Source organism: Alistipes sp. i18-0019-D1 (assembly GCF_042852885.1).
GTDB lineage: Bacteria > Bacteroidota > Bacteroidia > Bacteroidales > Rikenellaceae > Alistipes.
In genome coordinates, this window is the sequence record NZ_AP031424.1 from 3654898 (window position 1) to 3680153 (window position 25256).

General features: G+C 61.7%; 19 protein-coding genes and 1 tRNA gene. 13 read left to right on the top strand and 7 right to left on the bottom strand.

All coding sequences use genetic code 11. The features are described from left to right. Positions 1–55: 55 nt before the first annotated feature. A complete protein-coding gene (locus tag ACGHP5_RS15250) occupies positions 56–2215 on the top strand; it encodes a beta-N-acetylhexosaminidase (RefSeq protein ID WP_390567555.1) in 2160 nt (719 codons plus the stop codon). Between the two features lie 5 nt (positions 2216–2220). Here ACGHP5_RS15250 and ACGHP5_RS15255 read toward each other — a convergent pair whose 3' ends face one another. Next, positions 2221–2850 (bottom strand): lysoplasmalogenase family protein, encoded by a 630-nt coding sequence (locus ACGHP5_RS15255; RefSeq protein ID WP_390567557.1) that lies wholly within the window; start codon positions 2848–2850, stop codon positions 2221–2223. A gap of 68 nt (positions 2851–2918) precedes the next feature. Continuing rightward, on the bottom strand, positions 2919–5384 hold the full coding sequence (pheT, locus tag ACGHP5_RS15260) for a phenylalanine--tRNA ligase subunit beta (RefSeq protein ID WP_390567559.1): 2466 nt from the start codon (positions 5382–5384) through the stop codon (positions 2919–2921). Between the two features lie 338 nt (positions 5385–5722). Between pheT and ACGHP5_RS15265 the strand changes: the two genes are divergently transcribed. Further along, positions 5723–7084, top strand: a complete 1362-nt coding sequence (locus tag ACGHP5_RS15265) for a TrpB-like pyridoxal phosphate-dependent enzyme (protein WP_295904912.1) — start codon at positions 5723–5725, stop codon at positions 7082–7084. A 70-nt stretch (positions 7085–7154) separates the two neighbouring features. Here ACGHP5_RS15265 and ACGHP5_RS15270 read toward each other — a convergent pair whose 3' ends face one another. Both ACGHP5_RS15270 and lysA read right to left on the bottom strand, forming a co-directional pair. Further along, entirely contained in the window at positions 7155–8054 is a 900-nt protein-coding gene (locus ACGHP5_RS15270; RefSeq protein WP_295904910.1) for a DMT family transporter, read from the bottom strand. Between the two features lie 34 nt (positions 8055–8088). Beyond that, a complete protein-coding gene (gene lysA, locus ACGHP5_RS15275) occupies positions 8089–9255 on the bottom strand; it encodes a diaminopimelate decarboxylase (protein WP_295904908.1) in 1167 nt (388 codons plus the stop codon). A 117-nt stretch (positions 9256–9372) separates the two neighbouring features. Here lysA and lepA point away from each other — a divergent pair, with 117 nt between their 5' ends. The 3 genes from lepA (at position 9373) to ACGHP5_RS15290 (ending at position 13213) form a co-directional block, all read left to right on the top strand. Beyond that, positions 9373–11163 (top strand): translation elongation factor 4, encoded by a 1791-nt coding sequence (lepA, locus tag ACGHP5_RS15280; RefSeq protein ID WP_390567562.1) that lies wholly within the window; start codon positions 9373–9375, stop codon positions 11161–11163. A gap of 4 nt (positions 11164–11167) precedes the next feature. Continuing rightward, positions 11168–13075 (top strand): AMP-dependent synthetase/ligase, encoded by a 1908-nt coding sequence (locus ACGHP5_RS15285; protein ID WP_390567563.1) that lies wholly within the window; start codon positions 11168–11170, stop codon positions 13073–13075. 65 nt (positions 13076–13140) lie between these two features. After that, positions 13141–13213: transfer RNA gene (locus ACGHP5_RS15290), tRNA-Gly, on the top strand. A 140-nt stretch (positions 13214–13353) separates the two neighbouring features. On the opposite strand, the gene ACGHP5_RS15295 is transcribed toward ACGHP5_RS15290, so the two are convergent. After that, on the bottom strand, positions 13354–14289 hold the full coding sequence (locus tag ACGHP5_RS15295) for a DUF4886 domain-containing protein (RefSeq protein WP_390567565.1): 936 nt from the start codon (positions 14287–14289) through the stop codon (positions 13354–13356). Continuing rightward, positions 14286–14486 (bottom strand): hypothetical protein, encoded by a 201-nt coding sequence (locus ACGHP5_RS15300; protein ID WP_290531886.1) that lies wholly within the window; start codon positions 14484–14486, stop codon positions 14286–14288. Before ACGHP5_RS15300 ends, ACGHP5_RS15295 begins: the two co-directional genes overlap by 4 nt. A gap of 274 nt (positions 14487–14760) precedes the next feature. On the opposite strand from ACGHP5_RS15300, the gene glpK reads away from it, so the two are divergent. Together glpK and ACGHP5_RS15310 are read left to right on the top strand one after the other, a co-directional pair. After that, entirely contained in the window at positions 14761–16254 is a 1494-nt protein-coding gene (glpK, locus tag ACGHP5_RS15305; protein ID WP_290531887.1) for a glycerol kinase GlpK, read from the top strand. 12 nt (positions 16255–16266) lie between these two features. After that, positions 16267–17010, top strand: a complete 744-nt coding sequence (locus ACGHP5_RS15310) for an MIP/aquaporin family protein (protein ID WP_290531888.1) — start codon at positions 16267–16269, stop codon at positions 17008–17010. Between the two features lie 36 nt (positions 17011–17046). On the opposite strand, the gene ACGHP5_RS15315 is transcribed toward ACGHP5_RS15310, so the two are convergent. After that, complete coding sequence (locus tag ACGHP5_RS15315) at positions 17047–17604, bottom strand: flavodoxin (protein WP_290531889.1); 558 nt, start codon at positions 17602–17604, stop codon at positions 17047–17049. Positions 17605–17771: 167 nt separating this feature from the next. On the opposite strand from ACGHP5_RS15315, the gene ACGHP5_RS15320 reads away from it, so the two are divergent. The 6 genes from ACGHP5_RS15320 (at position 17772) to ACGHP5_RS15345 (ending at position 25247) form a co-directional block, all read left to right on the top strand. After that, positions 17772–18668 (top strand): AraC family transcriptional regulator, encoded by an 897-nt coding sequence (locus ACGHP5_RS15320; protein ID WP_290531890.1) that lies wholly within the window; start codon positions 17772–17774, stop codon positions 18666–18668. Between the two features lie 303 nt (positions 18669–18971). Beyond that, positions 18972–20642, top strand: coding sequence for a transcription termination factor Rho (rho, locus tag ACGHP5_RS15325; RefSeq protein WP_290531891.1), 1671 nt, complete (start codon positions 18972–18974; stop codon positions 20640–20642). Between the two features lie 29 nt (positions 20643–20671). After that, the gene (locus ACGHP5_RS15330) at positions 20672–21442 is read left to right on the top strand and encodes a S1/P1 nuclease (RefSeq protein ID WP_390567568.1); all 771 of its coding nucleotides are present in this window, start codon (positions 20672–20674) and stop codon (positions 21440–21442) included. Positions 21443–21641: 199 nt separating this feature from the next. Continuing rightward, complete coding sequence (locus ACGHP5_RS15335) at positions 21642–22790, top strand: aldo/keto reductase (RefSeq protein ID WP_390567570.1); 1149 nt, start codon at positions 21642–21644, stop codon at positions 22788–22790. Between the two features lie 18 nt (positions 22791–22808). Continuing rightward, positions 22809–23252 carry a DUF1893 domain-containing protein gene (locus ACGHP5_RS15340; protein WP_295904894.1) on the top strand — a complete coding sequence of 148 codons (444 nt, stop codon included), beginning with the start codon at positions 22809–22811 and terminating at the stop codon, positions 23250–23252. A 114-nt stretch (positions 23253–23366) separates the two neighbouring features. Further along, a complete protein-coding gene (locus tag ACGHP5_RS15345) occupies positions 23367–25247 on the top strand; it encodes a TonB-dependent receptor (protein WP_390567572.1) in 1881 nt (626 codons plus the stop codon). Positions 25248–25256: the final 9 nt, after the last annotated feature.

Consider the following 25256-nt stretch of genomic DNA (forward strand, 5'->3'; position numbering starts at 1 on the left):
TAGCACATTCGGCGGAAAAAAAGTAACTTTGCGGGAAACAAAATCCTCCCGTCGCATGAAACTACGACTTCTGATCCCCTTGACGACAGCCCTTTGCGGCCTGTGCACCGCTGCGGCGCAACCCGCTCCCGAAAAGACGACACCCCGCGAAGGGACCTTCACGTTCGGTCCCGGAACGACAATCTCCGCCGACCGCGAACTGGCACCCCTGGCCGAATACGCCGCCGAATACCTCGGGTGCGAGGTCCGCAACGGCATGGCGGGAGAGGGTTCCGTCGTGCTGACGCTCGATGCCCCGGACGGGGAGCCGTCGGAGGCCTATACCCTCGACATCGCGCCCGACCACATTCAGATCGGAAGCTCCACCTGCGGCGGGGTTTTCAACGGCCTGCAACAACTGTTCCGGCTGCTGCCGCCCGAAGTCTACGCCCGCAGGGGGATCGCCCCAGGGACCGGCATCGCCTGCGCCAGGATCGAGGACAAGCCGCGGTTCGGCTACCGGGGAATGATGCTCGACGTGGCGCGGACATGGATCGGAATGGATGAAGTGAAGCGTTATATAGACCTGTTTTCCTACCACAATATCAACAAATTGCATCTTCACCTGTCGGACGACGAGGGGTGGCGCATCGAGATCCGTTCGCACCCCGAGCTGACCGAGATCGGCGGCTTCCGCGGCGGCGACTCGCCCGTAAGACCCGTATACGGCAAATGGTCAGAGAAATATGGCGGTTACTTCAAGCAAAGCGAGATGCGCGAACTGATCCGTTACGCCGCCCTGCGCAACATCGAGATCATTCCCGAGATCGACCTGCCGGGCCACAGCCGCAACATCGCCTCGGTGCATCCCGAAATCCGCTGCAACTATCCGCCCGACACCGTGTCGACCAACGGTTACGACTACCGTTCGGCATGGTGCGTGGCCCGGGAGGAGAATTACACGCTGCTGGGCGACATTCTGGGCGAACTGTGCGAGCTGTTCCCCTCGGAGTACATCCATGTGGGCGGCGACGAGGTCGACATGTCGCAGTGGGAGCGGTGTCCCGACTGCCGGGCGCTGATGAAGCGGGAGGGGATGACCGACCCGCACCGGCTGGAGGACCTCTTCATGGAGCGCATGGCCGCAATCCTCCGTTCGCACGGCAAACGGCCCGCGGTGTGGAACGAGGCGGTGCGAACGGGGGCCTTCACCCGGGAGTGCCGCGTGCACGGCTGGGAGAGCGTCAAGGCCTGCCTCGACGCCACGGCGAAGGGTTACCGCACCGTCGTGATGCCGGGCCAGTACTTCTATTTCGACATGCGCCAGTCGCCGCGCGAGGACGGGCACGACTGGGCGGCGATCTTCGACGCCAAAAAGGTCTACGGCTTCGGCCTCACGGAGTTCAGCCCCGAACAGATGCGCAATGTCGAGGGGTTGCAGGGGGCGTTTTTCAGCGAAGCCTACGTCTCACACGAGCCGGAAAAGCCCGATTACCTCGACTACATGCTTTTTCCGCGCGTCTGCGCCCTCGCACGCATCGCCTGGAGCGGCAACGCCGAAGGGTGGGACGCCTATTACGAAGAGCTGAAAGGAAAACATTACGACCGGATGGCGGCCATGGGCATCCGGTTCCGGCTGTTCCCGCCGAAGGCCGGCTACAAGGACGGCGCGTTCACCGCCGCTGCGGACGACGGCTCGGCGATTTACTACCTTATGGACGGCTCTCCGGAGGAGCACCGCTATACGGCTCCGGTCCGCACCGGAAAACCGCACCTCTACCGCTTCTATTCGCGTTACGGGACCGCCCGCAGCCCCTACGTGGCCGACAAGTCCCGCTGGCGGACCCTTACGCCCGCCGTGGCGATCACGACCTCGATGGGCGAGAGCGGGAAGTTCCCCTATGCCAACGCCGAGACCTACAAGGGTCTTTCGCGCACGCGCCGCGCCTGCCGGCAGCAGGATTGGATACTTTACACGTTCAGCGAGCCGGTGACGTGCCGCGAAATGTATTTGCAGACGGGAAACCGCCAGCTGCCGAAGACGATCGTGACGACGGGTTACGCCGAAGTGTCGTACGACGGCGTACGGTTCGAGCGGGCGGGCGATCTGGAAATGGGAAGCGTCACGCTGCGGCCAACGCGCCCGGTGAAGGCCGTGCGGATCGTCTCGACGTGCGACGACAACGGCACGCCCTACGTGACGATCCAGCCGCCGCAGGTGAAACCGGTGCTGTAAGTGCGTCAGTCCCGGATCGCGGTTTTGACGGCGAAACGGAAAAAGAGGTATTGCGCCAGGTAGTAGGTGGTCATGATGACCCACATCCGGGCGGGAACGGGTCCGATGAAGCGGTTCCAGGCGATCACCGCGTCGGAAAAGACGAACAGCAGGGCCGCACAGCGGAAACCTGCGGCGTGCGCCCCGTCGTACTGAAGCGCCGAACAGAGCATCGCGGCGATGACCAGCCCGTAGACCGCGACGCCGATACGTTCGGCCGGGACCGGAACCTCGGGGACGATGACGGCGAAAAGGAAGACGAGCAGCGGGACGGTGACGGCCAGCGAAACCGCTCGGGGCGTACGCTGCGCCCGGGGCAGGAACCAGCACACATAGGCGGCGTGCGCCAGTGCGAAGAAGGCCATCTGGGGAATGAACAATCCCTTGGCACCCACGGCGTCGCCGGCGGCAGAGAACAGGAAGGCGAACCCGAACGGGAGCAGTTCCCGGCGCCGCAGCAGAAGCGTCGACACGCCCAGCAGCAGGACCGGATAGGCAACTTTAAACGGGAGCGCGGCGGCTTTGGTAAAGAACAGCACGGCTCCCGCAACGAAGAGCGGGGTCGTCCACGCAAATATTCTGGAAAATCGTCGCATCGGTGTATTTATAGAGAACCGCCCGGCTCGCGATGGGGCCGGGCGGTTTTTCGGTTGCCGAAAGTTCGTCAGGCCCGGACCTGCGCGCCGCACTTCTGCTCGAACTGCCGGGTGAGGTTCGACATCACACGCTCGATAGTCTTGTCGTCCAGCGTGCGGGTCTTGTCCTCCAGAATGAAACTCAAAGCGTAGGATTTCTTGCCCTCGGGGAGTTTGTCGCCCTCGTAGACATCGAACAGCGAGACGCTTTTCAGCAGCTTGCGTTCGGCGGCGAAGGCCGCGTCGCGCAGCGAGGAGAAGGTCACGGACTTGTCCACCAGCAGCGCCAGGTCGCGCCGGACCTCGGGGAATTTCGAAAGCTCCCCGGCGACGATCTTCAGCTTCTTCGTGGATTTCACAAGGGCGTCGAAATTCATTTCCAGATAATATACGTCCTGCTTGACGTCGGTCCGGCGGCGGATGGCGGCGGCCACGGAGCCGATCTGCAACAATTCCTTGCCGCCCAGCGACAGCGAGAGTCCCTCGCTGAAAAGGTCGCTTTCGAGCGTCTCGGTCTTCAGCGCGTAGATGTCGATGCCGAAGCGGCGGAGCAGTTTTTCGGCGACAGCACGCAGGGTGAAGAACGACGCCTTCACGGGCTTCGCGTTCCACGACTGCGGCGTGGCGACGCCCGTGACGGCGATGGCCAGGCGATACTCCTCGGAATAGGCCGCCAGGCGGTTCTCCTCCGTGCGCTTCGACTCGTCGTAGAAGTAGCAGTTGCCGAACTCGTAGAGGCAGAGGTCGCCGTTGCGGCGGTTGGCATTCAGCCCGACGGCCTCCAGCATGTTGAACAGCAGGGTCTGGCGCATCACGTTCAGGTCGGCGCTCAGGGGATTGAGGATGCGCACGCAGCGCTCGGCGGGGCAGGAGGTCAGGCCCTCGTAATACGCGGCCTTCGTCAGCGAATTGGACATGATCTCGGTGAACCCGTTGGCCGTGAGGAAATCGGCGGCAAGGTTCATCAGACGGTTGCGGTCGGGCTTCGGCGCATAGGAGAGCGTCGAACGGACCTGCATGGGGATTTCGACGTTGTTATAGCCGTAGATGCGCAGGATGTCCTCGATAAGGTCGGCCTCGCGCTGCACGTCGACACGGTAGGGCGGCACGGCGACGGTCAGCACGCCGTCCCGCTCGGCGAGGATCTTCACCTCCAGCGCCGCGATGATCGTACGCACGGTTGCCTCGGGGATCGGCTTGCCGATCAGGGCGTCGACCCTCGCCAGCGAGAGATCGAAGACGAAGTCCCCGACCGGCTCCGGACAGATGTCCGTGATGTCGCTGGAGATCGTCCCCCCGGCCAGTTCCTTCATCAGCAGGGCGGCGCGCTTGGCGGCGTAGACCTGCATGTTGGGGTCGATGCCGCGCTCGAAGCGGAACGACGCATCGGTATTCAGGCCGAAGCGCTTGGCCGTTTTGCGCACCCACACGGGGTTGAAATAGGCACTCTCGATAAATACGTCGGTCGTGGTGTCGCTCACGCCCGAGTCCAGGCCCCCGAAGACGCCGGCGATACACATGGGACGCTCGGCCGAGCAGATCATCAGGTCCTTGTCCGTCAGCTTGCGCTCCACGCCGTCCAGCGTCACGAAGGGCGTGCCCTCCGGGCAGGTGCGGACCACGACCTCGCGGCCCTCGATCTTCGAGGCGTCGAAGGCGTGCAGGGGCTGGCCCAGCTCGAACAGCACGAAATTGGTGATGTCCACCAGGTTATTCTTGGGATTGATGCCCGCGGCGCGCAGGCAGTTCTGCATCCACTCGGGCGACGGACCGATCTTGCAGCCCGTGACCGTAACGCCGACGTAGCGGGGAGCGGCCTCGGGATTTTCGACGCGGATCGCCACCTCCAGATCGTGATTGTCGGGAGCGAAGGCCGAAACGTCGGGCAGTTTCACCTCGGTGTTTTCGCCGCGGCTCTTCAGGTATGCGGCCAGATCGCGCGCCACGCCGATGTGCGACGCGGCATCCACACGGTTGGGCGTGAGTCCGATCTCGATCAGGTAGTCGTCCTCGATATGCAGGTATTCCCTGGCCGTCATGCCCACGGGAGCGTCGGCCGGAAGTTCCATGATGCCGTCGTGCGAAGCCCCGATGCCCAGTTCGTCCTCGGCGCAGAGCATGCCCAGCGACTCCACGCCGCGGATCTTCGAACGCTTGATCTTGAACTCCTCGTCGCCGCCGTCGGGGTAGAGCACCGCACCGACCGTGGCGCAGAGCACCTTGAGTCCCGCCCGGCAGTTGGGTGCGCCGCAGACGATCTGCAACGGCTCGGCGGCCCCCACGTCGACCGTGGTCAGGTGCAGGTGGTCCGAATCGGGATGATCGGCACAGGTCAGGACCTCGCCGACGACAACGCCCTGAAGGCCGCCTTTCACGGTTTCGATCTTCTCGAAGCCTTCGACTTCGAGGCCGATGTCCGTCAGGATTTCGGCCACCTTTTCGGCCGGGAGATCGGTCGCGACATAACGTTTGAGCCAGTTATACGAAATATTCATATCGATAAGTTTTGAATTTGCGGATAATCATGCAAAAATATAAATTTTTCCGCAAAGTACGGTAAAAAATCCTTACATATATAGGTGTCGAAAATAATTCGTAAAAAATTTGCATTTTACGAACCGACCGCATATATTTGCAGAAACAAAGCTGAAAGATGATTCGCAATTTCAACATACAGGCATGGTGGTGGCGCTCGTTGACTCTCGTGAACAATGAGTGCGGAACCGCGCGTGTATAGTGAAAGCCCGAAAATACACAAGCCCGTTGTTTACGAGACAGTAAACAGCGGGCTTTTTCTTTGGCACAATCAAACATTCAAAAACCGATAACGACAATGGAAACGAAAAAATTCTGCCTCTCCGAAAACCAGATGCCCACGCAATGGTACAACATCGTGGCCGACATGCCCACAAAACCGCTGCCGCCGCTGCATCCTGCGACGAAACAGCCCGTCACGAAAGAGCAAATGTCGGCGATCTTCGCCGAGGAACTGATCGACCAGGAGATGTCGACCGAGCGTTACATCGACATCCCCGAAGAGGTGCAGGAGATATACAGGATATGGCGCCCGACGCCCCTCGTGCGCGCTACGGGGCTGGAGAAGGCCCTCGGAACGCCCGCGAAGATCTTTTTCAAGAACGAAAGCGTGTCGCCCGCGGGTTCGCACAAGCCCAACACCGCCGTGCCGCAGGCCTATTACAACTACAAGCAGGGCATCAAGCACCTGACCACCGAGACCGGCGCCGGGCAGTGGGGCGCGTCGATCGCCTTCGCGGCGAAGCACTTCGGCATCGACCTCCAGGTATTCATGGTCAAGGTCAGCTACGACCAGAAGCCTTACCGCCGCCTGATGATGAACACCTGGGGCGCGGAGTGCGTGGCGTCGCCCTCGACGCTGACCGAATCGGGACGTGCGGCCCTCGCCCGCGACCCGCACTGCTCGGGAAGCCTCGGGCTGGCAATCTCGGAAGCCGTGGAGATGGCCCTGCGCCGTCCGGAGGATACGCGCTACTGTCTGGGCAGCGTGCTGAACCACGTCGTGCTGCACCAGACGGTCATCGGCCAGGAGGCCGTGGCGCAGATGGAGATGGCCGACGCCGAGCCGGACATGGTGATCGGATGCTTCGGAGGAGGCAGCAACTTCGCGGGCATCGGCTTCCCGTTCCTGCGGAAGAATTTCACCGAAGGGAAGAAGATCCGCGTGATCGCCGTGGAGCCTTCGGGATGCCCGAAACTCACCCGCGGCGAGTTCCAGTACGACTTCGGCGACGTGGCGGGATTCACGCCCCTGATCCCGATGTACACGCTGGGCCACGACTTCCAGCCGTCGGACATTCACGCCGGAGGCCTGCGCTACCACGGAGCGGGTTCGATCGTCAGCCAGCTGCTCAAGGACGGGCTGATCGAGGCACAGTCGCTGCCGCAGGTCGAGACCCTCGCCGCGGGTGTATTGTTCGCCCAGACCGAAGGCATCATCCCGGCCCCGGAGTCGACGCACGCCATCGCCGCGACGATCCGCGAAGCGCTGAAAGCCAAGGAGGAGGGTGTGTCGAAAACCATTCTGTTCAACCTCTCGGGCAACGGTGTGATCGACCTCTATGCCTACGAGCAGTATCTGGCCGGAGCGCTGAAGGACTTCTCGCCGAGCGACGAGGAGATCCGCAAGACGGTCAATCAGCTGGAGCAGCTGATCTAACAGGCTCAAGAGGCTTTTTCAGCGGGCACGGGACGGTCGTGGTGCAAACCATCCGTTCCGTGCCCGTTTTTTAATGAGAGCCGAGCCAGAGGAAGATCATGCCGACGAGGATAAAGGCCAGGTCGACGGCCTTGGAGCGCAGGTTGCGCTCGCGGAACAGCACCGCGCCGCAGAGGAACGACACCACGACCGAGCCGCGGCGGACCATCGAGACCACGGAGATCATGGCGTCCGGATCGCGCAGGGCGAAGAGGTAGGCGAAGTCGGCCAGCGAAAGGAACACCGAGATCAGCGGAATGGCCCAGCTCCAATGGAACGGGGTGGTGGCGTGCCGCCGGGGCCACCAGACGATGCCGGCCACGACGGCCATCATCCCGAGCTGGTAAAGGTTGTACCAGCTCTGCACGAAAACCGGGTCGAGGCGCGCCATGATGAACTTGTCGTAAAGCCCGCTGACGGCGCCCGTGACGGCCGCCAGGGCGATGAACAGAATCCAGACATTATGGGTGAAGACGACTCCCTCGCGGCGGCTCGAACGGCTCAGCAGGAAGAGCGACACGAGGGCCAGCGCAACGCCGGTCCACTGGCAGGCGTTGAGACGTTCGCCGAAGATCGCGAAGGCCCCGACGAGCACCATCACGGGGCGCGTGGCGTTGATCGGGCCGACGATGGTGAGCGGGAGATGCTTCATGCCGAAGTATCCGAAAATCCACGAAGTGAGCACGATGGCCGACTTCAGGACGACCAGCCCGTGGGCCTCCCACGTGCCGGGAGCCGTCGCCAGAAGGGTGTGGTCGAACCACCCGAGGCCCAGTTCCGCCGAGAGGATCGCAGGCAGGAAGAACAGCGTCGAGAAAAGCGTGTTGAGCAGCAGCACGGGCAGCACGGCGTTTCCGGTGAGGGCCTTTTTCTTGGCCGCGTCGTAGAAGCCGAGCAGCGCCGCCGAGGTGAATGCCAAAGTGAGCCACATAGCGATGAGGAAAGGCGGCCGGAGCCGCCTTTATCTATTTGATTTCGTCGCTGTAAACGGCGCCGGGAAGATCGTGGAGGTTGTAGCGCGAGGCCATCGACATGCCGTAGGCCCCGGCCGACTTGATCGTCAGCAGATCGCCGCGGTGGGTCTTGCGCAGGCTGACGTTCTCGTCGAAAACGTCCGTCGATTCGCAGGCCGTGCCCACGACCGTATATTTTTCGCTGGGGGCTTCCTCCTCCTTGGCCGTGATGTTCTCGATGTTGTGGTACGAACCGTACATCGCCGGGCGGACCAGCTCGGTCATCGAAGCGTCGACGATCACCAGTTTGCGCCCCGTGGCGGTGGTCTTGTTGAACAGCACCGTCGTGATCAGCTCGCCGCATTCGGCGACGATCGAACGCCCGAATTCGAAGTGCACCTCGCGGTCGCCGATGCGCAGGTGGTTGTGGACGATCGAGAACAGCGACGCGAAGTTGGGAATCGGCTCGTTCTCGGGAACGTCGTAGTTGACGCCCAGGCCGCCGCCCACGTCGACGAAACGGAACTTGCAGCCCAGTTTTTCGAGGTTCTCGACGATGACGTTGACCTTGTTGCACATGTTCTCGAAGACATGCAGCTCGCGGATCTGCGACCCGATGTGCAGGTGCAGTCCGATGATGTTGACGTTTTCGAGCGACCGGATCTCCGCGGCGTGTTCGAGCACCTCTTCGTAGGATATGCCGAACTTGCTGTCCGCCTGACCCGTGTCGATGCAGTGGTTGGTCTTGGGGTCGATGTCGGGGTTGATGCGCAGCGCAATGTCGGTAACTTTGCCCGTTTCGGCCGAAAAGGCGTTGACGAGTTCCAGCTCCTGGATCGACTCGCAGTTGATGGCCAGGATCTCCTGCTCGATGGCGTATTTCAGCTCCTTGTCGCGTTTGCCCACGCCCGCATAGACGATGCCCTTGGGATCGAATCCGGCCTCGACGGCCTTGCGCAGCTCGTTGCCCGAGGCGCAGTCGATGCCCAGCCCGTATTCGCGGATGACCGCCAGCAGGTGGTCGTCGTAGTTGGCCTTGATGGCGTAGTGGACCTTGTAGCCGTATTTCTTCGACTCGTAGACGACGCTTTCGAGGGTCTGGCGCAACAGCGCCATGTCATAGAGGTAGAACGGGGTCTCGTAGCCCCGGAGCTTGGATGCGATTTGTCTGCTTAACATCTTTAACCTAACTTGTTGAAGTCGCAAATATAAGCAATTTGTGCCATTCCGGCAAACGGAAGCCCTCCGATATATTCAAAAATTTATGTATATTTGCCGAAGATTTTACCCCTATATATGAAAAACATCCGAAATTTCTGCATCATAGCCCACATCGACCACGGCAAGTCGACACTCGCAGACCGTCTGCTGGAAAAGACCAACACGCTCAACCAGCGCGAAATGCAGTCGCAGGTGCTCGACGACATGGACCTCGAACGCGAGAAGGGAATCACCATCAAGAGCCACGCCATCCAGATGGAGTACACGGCCCGCGACGGACAGCGGTACACGCTCAACCTGATCGACACCCCGGGACACGTCGACTTCTCGTACGAAGTGTCGCGCGCAATCGCCTCGTGCGAAGGGGCACTGCTGGTGGTCGACGCCACGCAGGGCATTCAGGCGCAGACGATTTCGAACCTCTACCTCGCCGTGGGGCACGACCTGGAGATCATCCCCGTGCTGAACAAGATCGACATGGATTCGGCGATGATCGACGAGGTGAAGGACCAGGTGATCGACCTCATAGGCTGCAGGGACGAGGATATCCTGCTGGCATCAGGAAAAACGGGAATGGGCGTCGAGGAGATGCTGGAAGCCATCGTGCACCGCATCCCGGCCCCCGAAGGCGACGAAAACGCACCGTTGCAGGCGCTGATCTTCGACTCGGTGTTCAACCCCTTCCGCGGGATCATCGCCTATTTCCGCGTCTTCAACGGCACGCTGCGCAAGGGCGACCTCGTGAAATTCTTCAACACGGGCAGCGAGTACGACGCCGACGAAGTGGGCGTGCTGAAACTCAAGATGCAGCCCCGGCAGGAGATCAGGGCCGGGGACGTGGGGTATATCTGCTCGGGGATCAAGACCTCGTCGGACGTGAAGGTCGGCGACACGATCACGTCGGTGACCAACCCCGCCAAAGAGGCCATCGCGGGCTTCGAGGACGTGAAACCGATGGTCTTCGCGGGCGTCTACCCGGTGGAGGCCGACCAGTACGAGGACCTGCGCGCGTCGCTCGAAAAATTGCAGCTCAACGACGCTTCGCTCACGTTCGAGCCGGAAAGCTCGCTGGCGCTCGGATTCGGGTTCCGCTGCGGATTCCTCGGGCTGCTGCACATGGAGATCATTCAGGAGCGGCTGTACCGCGAATTCGACATGGACGTCATCACGACCGTGCCCAACGTGTCGTACCGCATCACCACGACGCAGGGCGACGTGGTCGAGGTGCACAACCCCTCGGGACTGCCCGAGGTGACGAAGATCGACAAGATCGAAGAGCCTTATATTCTCGCGCAGATCATCACCAAGTCGGAATTCCTGGGCAACGTCATCAAACTCTGCATCGACAAGCGCGGGGTGATGAAGAACCAGACCTTCATCACGCAGGACCGCGTGGAGATCAACTTCGACATGCCCCTCTCGGAGATCGTCTTCGACTTCTACGACAAACTCAAGAGCATCTCGAAAGGATACGCCTCGTTCGACTACCACCGCACGGGATTCCAGCCCTCGAAACTCGTCAAGCTCGACATCCTGCTCAACGGCGAGCCGGTCGACGCACTCTCGTCGCTCACCTACACGGACCACGCCTACGATTTCGGACGCAAAATGTGCGAAAAGCTCAAGGAGCTGATCCCCCGCCAGCAGTTCGACATCGCCATACAGGCCGCCATCGGCGCCAAGATCATCGCCCGCGAAACGGTCAAGGCCGTGCGCAAGGACGTGACGGCGAAGTGCTACGGCGGCGATATTTCGCGTAAGCGAAAGCTGCTCGAAAAACAGAAGAAGGGCAAGAAACGCATGCGCCAGATCGGTAACGTCGAAGTACCCCAGTCGGCATTCCTCGCCGTGCTGAAAATGGATTAGAGCCATGAAAAAGACCATCATCGACCTCTTCGAGGCCTCCGTGCGGAAATACGGGGCCAAGACCTTCCTGCTCGAAAAACGCCATCACAAATTCGAGCCTACGACCTATGCCGAGACCCGCGAGCAGGCGCTCGAAGCCGGAGCCGGACTCGCCGCGCTCGGCATCCGCCCCGGAGACAAGGTGGCGATACTGGCCGAGGGCAGCAACGCGTGGATCATTTCCGAACTGGGACTGTTCTACGCCGGGGCGGTCAGCGTGCCCCTGTCGGTGAAACTCGAAGAGTCGAACGACCTCGTGTTCCGCATGCGGCACGCCGAGGTCAAAGCCGTTTTCGTGTCGAAATACCAACTGCCGAAGATCCGCCGCATCCGCGCCGGGCTGCCGCAGCTGGAGCAGGTGATCGTCCTCGGGCACATTCCGCTGGAAGCCGGAGAGACGGCCTACGGAACGCTCAAGCGGCTGGGCCGCGAATACCTCGCTAGGAACAGGGAGGAGTTCATGAAGATCGGACAGGCGATCCGGAATGACGATTACGCCACGATCACCTACACCTCGGGCACGACGTCGGACCCCAAAGGCGTGATCCTGACACACCGCAACTACACGGCCAACGTCGAGCAGGCGTTGTCGCGGGTCGATATTCCGCCGCATTTCCGCACGCTGATCATCCTGCCGCTGGACCACTGTTTCGCACACGTCGTGGGTTTCTACATCATGATCGCCTGCGGAGCCTCGGTGGCCACGGTGCAGGTCGGAGCGACGCCGTTGGAGACGCTCAAGAACATCCCGCAGAACATCCGCGAAGTGCAACCGCACTTCCTGCTGTCGGTCCCGGCACTGGCCAAGAACTTCCGGAAAAGCATCGAAAGCTCCATCCGGGCCAAAGGGAAATTCACCGAGGGGCTTTTCAACCTCGCGCTCCGCACGGCATACGTCTACAACCGAGACGGGTACGGCAGGGGCAGCGGATGGCGCATCGTGCTGGCTCCCGTCGTCGGGATTTTCGACGCGCTGCTGTTCCGCAAGGTGCGGCAGGCGTTCGGAGGCCACCTCGAATTCTTCGTCGGGGGCGGCGCGCTGCTCGACGCGGAGTTGCAGCGGTTCTTCTACGCCATCGGGATCCCGATGTTCCAGGGATACGGACTTTCGGAGGCGACGCCCGTGATTTCGACCAACTCGCCCAAACATCACTGGCACCGGTTCGGATCGTCGGGCAAGATACTCATTCCGCTGGACCTGAAGATCCTCGACGAGGAGGGCCGCGAGGTTCCCCGCGGGCAGAAGGGTGAAATCGTCGTCCGCGGCGAGAACGTCATGGCAGGCTACTGGAAGAATCCCGAAGCCACGGCCGACACCGTGCGCGACGGATGGCTCCACACGGGCGACATGGGTTACGTCTCGGAGGACGACTTCCTTTATGTGCTGGGACGTTTCAAGAGTCTGCTGATCGCTTCGGACGGCGAAAAATACAGTCCCGAGGGAATGGAGGAGGCGATCGTGGACAAGTCGCCCTACATCGACCAGATCATCGTGCACAACAACCAAAGCCCGTTCACGGGGGCGATAGTGGTTCCCAACCGCGAGGCGCTGCGCCGCGAACTGGAGGCCCGCAAAACGCCCGAAGCGGAGCGCACGGCCGTCGCAGCGGAGATTCTCGGCACCGAGATCGACCGTTACCGTGCCGGCGGAACCTATGCCGGGGAGTTTCCGGAACGGTGGCTGCCTGCGGGACTGGCCATTGTCGACGAGGCTTTCACGGAGCAGAACGGATTGGTGAACAGCACGATGAAGGTCGTGCGCGGGAAGGTCGAGGAGCATTTCCGGAACCGGCTCGACTACCTCTATTCGGCCGAGGGACGCAACCTGAAAAACCCCGAAAACCTCGCATCGCTGAAAAAAATCGTGGGGTAGGCGCATTTTTCAGCCGCCGAAAACTTGACAAATAAAAAAAACGGAGTAACTTTGTACTCCGTAACGCGGAAATAGCTCAGTCGGTAGAGCATCAGCTTCCCAAGCTGAGGGTCGCGGGTTCGAATCCCGTTTTCCGCTCGAAGAGGTCTTTGCAGACCTCTTTTTTTGTTTGGAGAGGCGGGGGGGGGCGAGCTTCGAAGCCACATCCGGCAGAATGCTCCGGCGAATGGAACGATACCTATATCCGCATGGCGGAATGCCCGTCCCAACCCCGACCGCTACCGGGCTGCCGTCCCGCCCTCGCCGGCGACAGGTTCCGTCCAAACGGAGAACCGCCGGATGCAGGCTCTGCGGGCCGCCTCCTGACAGGCTTCGGCCTCCTGCGGCGTCAGCTCGTGAGGGGTTCCCGCCAGACGGCAGCCGTTCCCGGCGACGTTCGTCCCGAAGGCCGGGGCCACGAGTGTCTGGAACCATGCGCAGGCCGCAGTGTAACGTCCGGCCCCGGGATTCAGGTGGTATCCGTCGCGCGTAAGGTCCAGCGAGTCGCACAGCGCCGTGCTGCGCAGGTCCTGAATCGCCGTGCCCGACGGGACGACCACTTCGACGGAGGTCTCCCGCATGAGTTGTTCGACCGAAGAGACGATTCCCCGGTACATCAGTTGCTGGTTCTTCTCGTATCGACCGAAATCCCGGTGCTGCGAATTGCGGGCATAGGCCCATGTCTGTTGCCAGGCGATACAGGCTCCGGCATTGGGGCAGTTCCATCGCACGATTTCGACCAGCCGGCCGAACCAGGGCTGATAGGTCGGATAGATGCCCGATTTGCCCGACGACTGTTGCAGCACCACGACGTCCCACCGTTCGTCGGTGATTCCGTCCAACAGGGTCGCTTTCTTCGAAACGGTCTCCCAGCGGTTGGACGCCGACTTGTAATAGATATACGCAGGGGTGTTGCCGGCATATTCCCGGCAATGGCGTTCGAGCGAACATCCTGCGATATAGAGCCGTCCCAGCACTACGTTCCGGATGCCGGCAGCCTCCAGCAACTCGGGCAGGTACATCATGCCGTCGTCGGTGAAGCTGTTACCGATGCCGAGGATGCGCAGCGTGTCGGGCTGCTGCGGGATCGGATAGTTGGGAAACTTTTGGGCGAACAGGCTGACGCAGACGAGAGACACTCCTACGGTCAGCAAAAGACGCAATGTGCGTTTCATAATCGTATGGTTGGTTTATCGGGTTTGTTGCAGATGGGTGATTCGCAGCAGCCGGCCGAATCCGGACCGGGGCAGCGCCGTTGCGATCCGGACCGTTCTGCCCGCGGCAGAAAGACGCCGCAGGGAATGAGGCGATTGAGGAGGATGAAAAGGTCCTCGTTCGCATTCGGGATGATCTCCTGCTGTATCTCTTTCATGTCCGGTAAGGGTTTCATGTCCGGTACAAAAATAGGAATAAACCGGAAAGTTTCAAGGACAATTCAAAAAAGTATGTTTGTTTAACCGACTTATACGATCCGATCGCCACGCTTCGGACCCGTCAGGCAGGATATTCCCGGAAACGGCCTCCCGCAAAGTTTCGATAAAAAACCCGGCGGTTTCGTTTCGAATCCCGGAAATTTTTCATAGATTTGTAATCGGGCGTCTCCGGGCGCCCCGCAGGATTCCGCGCAACGATTAAACCGAAAAAATATGGAGCAGTACATTTTGTCATTGGATCAGGGAACGAGCAGTTCCCGCGCCATCGTTTTCGACCGCAAGGGGCAGATTTGCTCGATGGCCCAGCGGGAGTTCACCCAGTATTTCCCCAAACCGGGATGGGTGGAGCACAATCCGCACGAAATCTGGTCGTCGCAGGCGTCGGTGATCGCCGAAGCCATCGCGGCCATCGACATCAACGGGCTGAACATCGCCGGAATAGGCATCACCAACCAGCGCGAGACGACGATCGTATGGGACCGCGAAACGGAGGAGCCGGTCTACAACGCCATCGTGTGGCAGGACCGCCGGACCTCGGAGTACTGCGACCGGCTGAAGGCCGAAGGTAAAGCAGAGTGGATCCGCGAAAAGACCGGCCTTATCATCGACGCCTATTTCAGCGCCACGAAGATCAAATGGATTCTGGACAACGTGCCGGGCGCCCGCGAGCGGGCCGAGAAAGGCAAGCTGATGTTCGGAACGGTCGACACGTGGCTGATCTGGCGGCTGACGCGCGGCGAGGTGCACGTGACCGACCCGAGCAACGCCTCGCGCACGATGCTGTTCAACATCCGCACGCTGCAATGGGACGGGGAGTTGCTGAAACTGTTCGGCATTCCGGCGTCGATGATGCCCGAGGTGCGCTCGTCGAGCGAGGTTTACGGAGCGACGAAAACCACGATCTTCGCCCACAAGGTTCCCATCGCGGGCATCGCCGGCGACCAGCAGGCGGCCCTGTTCGGGCAGATGTGCGTCGAACCGGGGTCGGTGAAGAACACCTACGGCACGGGCTGCTTCCTGCTGATGAACAGCGGCGAAAAACCCATCGTCTCGAAGAACAACCTGCTGACGACCATCGCCTGGAAGATCGGCGACAAGGTCAGCTACGCCCTCGAAGGGAGCATCTTCGTCGGCGGATCGGTCGTGCAGTGGCTGCGCGACGGGCTGGGGATCATCCGCTCCTCGTCGGAGGTGGAGGAACTGGCGGCGTCGGTTCCCGATACCGGCGGCGTCTACTTCGTGCCCGCGCTGACGGGACTGGCGGCCCCGCACTGGGACCAGTACGCCCGGGGCGCGATCAGCGGCATCAGCCGCGGCACGACGGCGGCACACATCGCCCGCGCGGCGCTGGAGGGCATCGCCTACCAGACGCTGGACATCGTGAACGCGATGCAGCGCGACGCCGGAGTCTCGCTGGTGGAACTGAAGGTCGACGGCGGAGCGGCGCGCAACAACCTGCTGATGCAGTTCCAGGCTGACCTGCTCGCGACGAAGGTCATCCGTCCCCGCGTGACGGAGACCACGGCGCTGGGCGCCGCCTACCTGGCGGGGCTGGCCGTGGGGTATTGGGAGAGCATCGGGGAGATCAGGAAGCAATGGCAGGCCGAGCATATTTTCGAACCCGCGGCCGACCGCACGCAGATCGCAAAGGCCGTCGCCGGCTGGGAAGATGCCGTGCGGCGGGTTTTGCACGACAGAAACGAATAAAAGGAAACGGACATGGAAATTACCTTCTTCACCAAATGCCTGTTCGAGTTCATCGGAACGCTGGTGCTCGTACTGCTGGGCGACGGGGTGGTCGCATCGACCATCCTCAAACGATCGAAAGGTTTCGACGGCGGCTGGGTCGTGATTACGATAGCCTGGGGACTGGCCGTGATGTGCGGCGTGCTGATCGCGGGTCCCTATTCGGGCGCGCACCTCAATCCCGCGGTATCGGTGGGACTGGCCGTGGCGGGGTCGTTCCCGTGGGCGTACGTCCCGGGATACGTCGCCGCCCAGCTGCTGGGCGGATTCTGCGGCGCCGTCGTGGTCTACCTTTATTATAAGGACCATTTCGACGCGACGGACGACCCGGCGGCGAAACTGGGCGTCTTCTGCACGATGCCCGCCATCATGAACAAACCGCGCAACCTCTTCTGCGAGGTGGTCGGCACGTTCCTGCTGGTGTTCGTGATCCTGGCCATCGGCAACGAGCAGAACACCCCCGAAATCGGAATGGGAAGTCTGGGAAGCCTTCCGGTGACGATGCTCATCATGGCCATCGGCATGTCGCTGGGCGGCACGACGGGCTATGCGATCAACCCCGCGCGCGACCTGCCGCCGCGGCTGGCGCACGCCCTGCTGCCGATCCGGGGCAAAGGAGGCAGCGGATGGGGGTACAGCTGGGTTCCCGTGGCAGGCCCGCTGCTGGGCGCCCTGGCGGCCGGACTGATCTACGGCTGCGTCTATTTTTGCGGATAAATAAAAAAAGGCTTCGACAATCGAAGCCTTTTTTCGTCATTCTGCCAATCCGAGCGACCTAACCCATTTTCCGACGGCCTCTTTCGAGTTGCGCACCGCGCTGCCGCGGACGGCCAGTCCGTCGGGGACGGTCGACTGCGGGCAGAGTTTGCGGATGTCTGCCTCGCTGCGGCCCATGCCGCTGCCCTCGTGAGTCATGAACGGAATGACGGTCTTGCCCGCAAAGTCGCAGGAGGTGAGGAACGTCGCCACGGGAGGCGCGATCGTCGCCCACCAGCAGGGCGAACCGACGAAAATCACGTCGTACTGCGAAAGGTCGCCGACAGGGTTTTTCAGCGCGGGACGCACCCCGGCTGCGATCTCCTTCTTGCCCTGGTCGACCACAGCCTGGTATTCCGCGGGGTAGGGCGTCGCGGGAACGATCTCGAACAGATCTCCGCCCGTGGCCTCGCCGATCTGCCGCGCCACCTCGCGGGTGTTGCCGCTGTGGGAGAAATAGGCCACCAGCACTTTCTTGGAGGGCTGCTGCGGCTGCGCCCCGGCTCCCGAAACGGCGAAGGCCGCCATCGTCGCCAAAATAAGTCTCTTTTTCATCGTTTTTATCCTTTTACACAATTCCACACTGCAAAAGTAGGGCGGGAAACGGACGCAGGGCATACCCCGATTACGGTTCGTCGTACCATAATTACCGATTCGGGACGGAAGGCGGAGCAGGTATCGAAAATTCTGTTAATTTTGTGACAAACAAAACTATTCAGGACATGGACACGGTGGTTAAATACGACAACATCTTCCAATTCAACGAATCGCGCGGCGTGGAGACGCTGCATCCGCTGGTGAGCGTCATCGACTTTTCGAAATGCGGCCCCGCCCGCTTCGAACGGCAGGTCTACGGCTTTTATACCATATTTCTCAAGGAGGTGAAGTGCGGCGACCTGCGCTACGGACGCAACTATTACGACTACCAGGAGGGCACGCTCGTCTTCCTGGCCCCGGGGCAGGTCATCGGCTACGAAAACAACGGGCAGACCTACCAGCCCAAAGGCTGGGCGCTGCTGTTCCATCCCGACCTGCTGCGCGGCACGTCGCTCGGGCGCAACATCGCGGGCTACACGTTTTTCTCCTACGAGGTGAACGAAGCCCTGCACCTCTCGGAGCAGGAACGCCAGGTCGTGCTGGACTGCCTGCTGAACATCCAGTCGGAACTGAAACACGCGATCGACAAACACAGCCGCACGCTGATCGTCTCGAACATCGAGCTGCTGCTGAATTACAGCACGCGGTTCTACGAACGGCAGTTCATCACGCGCAACAACGTCAACCGCGACGTGCTGGCCGGATTCGAACGCCTGCTGGGCGACTATTTCGCAGGAGACCGCCCCGAGCAGGACGGCGTGCCGTCGGTGCGCTGGTGCGCCGAACAGCTGCACCTGTCGGCGAACTATTTCGGCGACCTGGTGAAGAAGGAGACCGGGAAATCGGCGCAGGAGTATATCCAGCTCAAGGTGATCGACATCGCCAAGGAGCGGATCTTCGACCCCGGACGCTCGATCAGCGAAATCGCCTACTCACTGGGATTCCGATACCCGCAGCACTTCACGCGTCTGTTCAAGAAGGTGGTGGGGTGCTCGCCCAACGAATACCGGAGCGCAAACTGACACAAAAAAACCTTCCGTGGCGCGGAAGGTTTTTTCACACACAAACATTAACAATACAAACAATGCAATGGCTGAAATTCCTGCTTTCATTGTTTCCGGAACAAAGGTCGCGCAAAATTCCGAGACCCGCAATCGCCATTAGTAGGTATTTCGCCCCCGGACAATCCCCTTCACCCTGCCGTTCAGGGAAGTAAGGCGTTTTTTTATTTTGTAATTCGAAATAATGCATTATCTTTGCATGCGAATTCCAACGAACAGGGCGACCGTCCTGTTTCTGAAAATCACATTCAACGGAAATAAACTATGCAAGATCTGAAAGCGCTGGAAGGGAAAAGCCTTGCCGAGCTGCGTGAAATAGCCAAAGTGTTGGGTATTAAGAACGTCATGGTTAAAAAGCGCGAACTGATAGAGAAAATCGCCGGAACGGACTCCCCGAAGGAGGCTCCCGCGGAAAATAAGGACGAAGCGAAAGGGCAGGTTTCGGAAGCCGCCGCAGAGCCGGTGCAGGAAGCAGTCCCGCAGGCCGCGGCACCGAAGGTCAAGGCCCCGCGCGGACGCCGTCCGCGGCTGGCCAAGAACGAAAACGCAGCCCCGCAGCCGGAGGCCGCGGCAGAACCGGAACTCCCGATGGAGACCAAGCCGGCGACGGCTGCCGAACCGGAAGCCGCAGCGGCTGCACCGCAGGCCGAAACGCCCGCGGCGGAGCCTGTGAAGGCCGAACCCAAGCGCCGGGGCCGCAAGCCCAAGGTACAGGAAATGCAGACGGTGCAGGAGGCGGCTCCCGCCGCCGCGCAGGAGGTCCACACGGAACACGCTCCCCGGCACGTCGAGGAGGAGGTCATCACCAAGGACGACTTCGCAGGGGAGATCGAAGGCGAAGGCGTGCTGGAGATCATGCCCGACGGCTACGGATTTCTCCGCTCGGCAGACTACAACTACCTCAATTCCCCGGACGACATCTACGTTTCGCCCTCGCAGATCAAGCTCTTCGGACTGAAGCCCGGCGACACGGTGAACGGCGCGATCCGTCCCCCGAAGGAGGGCGAGAAATACTTCCCGCTGGTGCGCGTGAACGAAATCAACGGTCTGGCCCCGGAATACATCCGCGACCGCGTGCAGTTCGAATTCATGACACCGCTCTTCCCCAGCGAGAAATTCTGCCTCACGGGCAACGGCCACAACAACATGTCCACGCGCATCGTGGACCTCTTTTCCCCCATCGGCAAGGGCCAGCGCGCACTGATCGTAGCCCAGCCCAAGACGGGTAAGACGGTGCTCATGCAGTCGATCATCAACGCCATCGCCGACAACCACCCCGAGGTTTACATCATCGTACTGCTGATCGACGAACGCCCCGAGGAGGTGACCGAAATGGCCCGCAACTCCAAGGCCGAGGTCGTGGCCTCGACTTTCGACGAGCAGGCCTCGCGCCACGTGAAAGTGGCCGAGATGGTGCTCGACAAGGCCAAACGCATGGTCGAGAGCGGACACGACGTCGTGATTTTCCTCGACTCGATCACCCGTCTGGCCCGCGCCTACAACTCCGTGCAGCCCGCCTCGGGCAAGGTGCTTTCGGGTGGTGTCGACGCCAACGCCCTGCACAAGCCCAAGCGCTTCTTCGGCGCGGCCCGCAACACGGAGGAGAAAGGTTCGCTGACGATCATCGCCACGGCGCTGATCGACACCGGTTCGAAAATGGACGAGGTGATCTTCGAGGAGTTCAAGGGTACGGGCAACATGGAGTTGCAGCTGGACCGCAAGCTGGCCAACAAGCGCGTATACCCGGCCGTAGACGTGATCGCCTCGGGAACCCGCCGCGAAGACCTGCTGCTGCCGCGCGACGTGATGAACCGCACGTGGGTGCTGCGCAAGTACCTCTCGGACATGAATCCCGTGGAGGCCATGGAGTTCCTCCAGAAACAGATGGGACTCACCGACACCAACGAGGAGTTCCTCGCCACGATGAACCACTGACCGCACGGACTGCAAACACCCAGGTATAGATGAAAAGACTGATTCTGATGGGCTTGTGTCTCCTTTTCGCCCGCGGGGCGTTCGCGTGGGGACAGAAGGGGCACGACGTGACGGCGCACATCGCCGAATGCCACCTGACGCCCGAAGCGGCGGAGAAGGTCCGCAAGGCGCTCGGCGGCTATTCGCCCGTGTACATCGCCAACTGGCTCGACTTCGCCAGCTACTGGCCCGAATACGCCTATTCGAAAACCTGGCACTACCTCAATATCGACGAAGGCGAGACGCTGGAGAGCATGCCCCGGAATCCCAAGGGCGACGTGCTGACGGCGGTGACGGAACTCACGGAGAAACTCAAGTCGGGGCGCCTCACGCCCGAGGAGGAGACGATCTCGCTCAAGATGCTGATTCACCTGGTCGGGGACATGCACTGTCCGATGCACCTCGGACGGTTGAGCGACCTGGGCGGCAACAAGCGGCCCGTGCGTTTCTTCGGCCGCGACACGAGCCTGCATTCGGCCTGGGACACGAACATCCCCGAGGCGGCCCACAAATGGAGTTACAGCGAATGGCAGCAGCAGATCGACCGGCTGACGGACGAAGAGGCCGCGCAGATCGCCGCCGGGGAACCGGCCGACTGGGTGAAGGAGACGCACGAAATCTGCAAGGAGATTTACGCCTTCAGCCCCGAAGGGACCGATATTTCGTACGACTACATCTTCAAGTACACGCCCGTCGTCGAACGGCAGTTCCTGCGCGGCGGACACCGCCTGGCCCGCCTGCTGAACGAGATATACCGATAAATACATACGCGCAAGACAAAACCGCCCGCCGATCGATAGACCGGCGGGCGGTTCGTTTCCGGAGCGCCGAATCAGTAATTCAGGTAGGAATTTCCGTAATCCGGCTACTTCGGAAATCCCGTTTTCGGTCTATCTTTGCATTGTGAACGGAAGGAACCGGATTCCGGAACCCGACGAAACGGAAAAAAGGAGGACGATCATGGAATACAGAATTTTGGGCCGAACGGGCCTGCGCGTGAGCGCCGTCGCACTCGGCTGCGAGGGCTTCATCCACAAAACGACGGAAGAGGTGTGCGCCGATTTCGACTTCGCCATCGCGCACGGCGTCAACTTCGTCGACATCTACTCGCCGAATCCCGAACTGCGGACGAACATCGGCGCGGCGCTCGAAGGCCGCCGCGGGGACTTCATCATCCAGGGACACCTCTGCACGACCTGGGAGAACGGGCAGTACCTGCGCACGCGCGACCCGAAGAAAACCCTCGCGTCATTCGACCTCCAGCTGCAACAGCTGCGGACGGACTGCCTCGACGTGGGCATGATCCACTACGTCGACGCCGAGGCGGATTTTCACCGCGTCTTCGACGGGGAGATCATCCGCATTGCGCAAAGACTCCGGGAGGAGGGCCGGATCCGGCATATCGGCATGAGCAGCCACAATCCCGCGGTGGCCCGGATGGCCGTCGAAACGGGACTGGTGGACGTGCTGATGTTCTCGGTCAACCCCTGCTACGACCTGCAACCGGCCGGCGACGACGTCGACGCCCTGTGGGCCGAGGAGAGTTACGCCGGTACGCTGCACAACATCGATCCCGACCGCGAACGGCTCTACGAACTGTGCGAAAGGTCGGGCGTGGGCATCGACGTCATGAAGGTATACGGCGGCGGCGACCTGCTGAGCGAGGAGAATTCTCCGTTCGGGAAGGCCATGACGCCGGTGCAGTGCATCGAATATGCCCTGACGCGTCCGGGCGTGGCATCCGTGATGGTCGGATGCAGGACGCAGGACGAAATCCGGGCCGCACTCGACTGGTGCGGCGCATCGCCCGCCGAAAGGGACTATGCCTCCGCAATGGCCGGCATGGAGCGGTTTACCTGGGAAGGGCATTGCATGTACTGCGGCCATTGCGCCCCCTGTACAGCGGGAATAGACATCGCGGCGGTCAACAAATTCCACAACCTCGCCGTAGCGCAGGGCGAAATCCCGGAAACCGTGCGCGAACATTACGCCGCGCTCACGCACCACGCTTCGGAATGCATCGGTTGCGGCGCGTGCGAAACGCGCTGCCCGTTCGGCGTGGAGATCGTCGCGTCGATGCGCCGCGCGGCGGAACGATTCGGCTATTGACCGCAAATCCGGAAAAAGATGAGACCAGACAACGCAAACAAGGACCGGCAGGCCATAGACCTGCTCTTCGCCGAGAAATGCTCGTGCGTCGTACGCAACGGCGACACGATCCGGATATTCCGCGAACGGGGCGTCCGGGACCTCTGGAGGCTGCTGCACGAGGAGCCGGAACTGCTCGACGGCGCGTTCGTGGCCGACAAGGTGGTCGGGAAGGGCGCCGCGGCGCTGATGGCCGCGGGCCGTGTGAGGAAGCTGTTCGCCGATGTGGTGAGCCACGCGGCGCTGGAACTGCTGAACGGGGCCGGGATTCCGGTAAGCTACACGGTCGCCGTGCCCCACATCATCAACCGCGCCGGGGACGGCATCTGTCCCGTGGAGCGGCTCTGCGCCGGGGCGCGGAGCGCCGCGGAGTGCCTGCCGCTGATCGAAGGGTTCCTGACGGCCGGCAAGGGCGCACCCTGATTCCGGCGGAGTACGAAAGGACCGTCCGCGGCCTTCGCCCGGGAGGCTGCAAGCCACCCGGACCCGGTCCGCCGCAGGCGCGGGGAGACCGAAAAACAAAACAAATACGGAACAATGAACAAGATTCTTTCGATTTTACTGGCCTGCACGGCCGCCGGCGCCGCATACGGCGCGCAGGAGACGGAACAGGCGGCGAAGAACGTCGCGATCGACTCGGTGGTGGTGACGGGGGCGCGCTACGCCTCGGACATCCGCCACCTGCCGATGTCGGTGGCGGTCGTGGGGCGCGACGAGATCGTCCGCCGGCAGGAGGCGTCGGTACTTCCGCTGCTCACGGAGCAGGTTCCGGGGCTGTTCGTCACGGGACGCGGCGTGATGGGCTACGGCGTCTCGGACGGCGCGGCCGGAGGCATCAGCCTGCGCGGCATCGGCGGAGGGTCGGCGGCCCAGATGCTCGTGCTGATCGACGGGCATCCGCAGTACATGGGGCTGTTCGGCCATCCGATCGCCGACGCCTACCAGTCGATGCTCGCCGAGCGGGTCGAGGTGGTGCGCGGCCCAGCGTCGGTGCTCTACGGCTCGAACGCCATGGGCGGGGTGATCAACATCGTCACCCGCCGGCAGCGCGAGGAGGGCGTGAGAACCGGTCTCAACGTGAGCTACGGCTCCTGGAACACCTTGCAGACCGAACTGGCCAACCGCATCCGCAAAGGCCGCTTCACGAGCGTCGTGACCGGCTCGTACAACCGCACGGACGGCCACCGCGCCGACATGGGCTTCGAACAGTACGGCGGGTACGCCAAGGCGGGCTACGAAATCAGCCGCCGCTGGAACGCTTGCGCCGATGTGAACCTGACACACTTCAACGCCTCGAATCCGGGCGAGATCGCCGCGCCCGTCTTCGACAACGATTCCCGCATCACGCGCGGCATGGCATCCGTCTCACTGGAAAACAGCTACGACCGGACCTCGGGTGCGTTGAAGTTCTTCTACAACTGGGGCCGTCACCGGATCAACGACGGCTACGACGCGGGCGAAGAGCCGCGCGACTACCGTTTCAACTCGAAGGACCGGATGCTGGGCGTCTCGTGGTATCAGAGCGTCGGGCTGTGGCGCGGCAGCCGCCTGACGGCGGGCATCGACTGGCAGCGCTTCGGGGGCCGGGCATGGAACCGGTTCACGGCAGACGGCCGCGAGGAGCCGATCGTGGACCAGACGGAGGACGAAATCGCCGGGTATGCCGATTTCCGGCAGGTGCTGGGACGCCTCGCAATCGACGCCGGGGTGCGTATCGACCGCCACACCCGCACCGGCACGGAGTGGGTTCCGCAGGCGGGCGTATCGTTCCGGGCAGCGCGCGACGGCGAGCTGAAGGCGATGGTGAGCAAGGGTTTCCGCAACCCGGTGCTCCGCGAACTCTACATGTTCGGGGTGAAGAATCCCGACCTGAAGCCCGAGCGGCTGTGGAACTACGAACTTTCGTGGACCCAGCGGCTGGCCGGAGGAAGGGTGTCGTACGGCGTCAACCTCTTTTATATCAAGGGCGAGGACATCATCCGTCGCGGCAGGGCCGACGGCCGCAACATCCTGCTCAACCAGGCCCGGATCGAAAACTGGGGCGCGGAGGCCGACGCCGCATGGCGCATCGGCGGGGGATGGAGCGTCAATGCCAATTACAGCTGGCTGCGGATGGAGTATCCCGTGCCGGCGTCGCCCGAACACAAACTCTACGCCGGAGGCGATTTCGAAAAGGGCCGCTGGTCGGTGTCGACAGGCGTGCAATACGTCGCGGGGCTTTACACGGCGGCGGCTCCCGATCCGGAAGTCCGGGAAGCGGGATTCGTGCTCTGGAACCTGCGGGCGTCGCTGCGCGTAAGCCGTTTGCTGACGATCTTCGTCCGGGGCGAAAACCTGCTGGCCGAACGTTATGAAATCAATGCCGGATACCCGATGCCCCGGGCGACGGTCTTCGGCGGTCTGAAGTTAAACCTTTAATTGAAATAA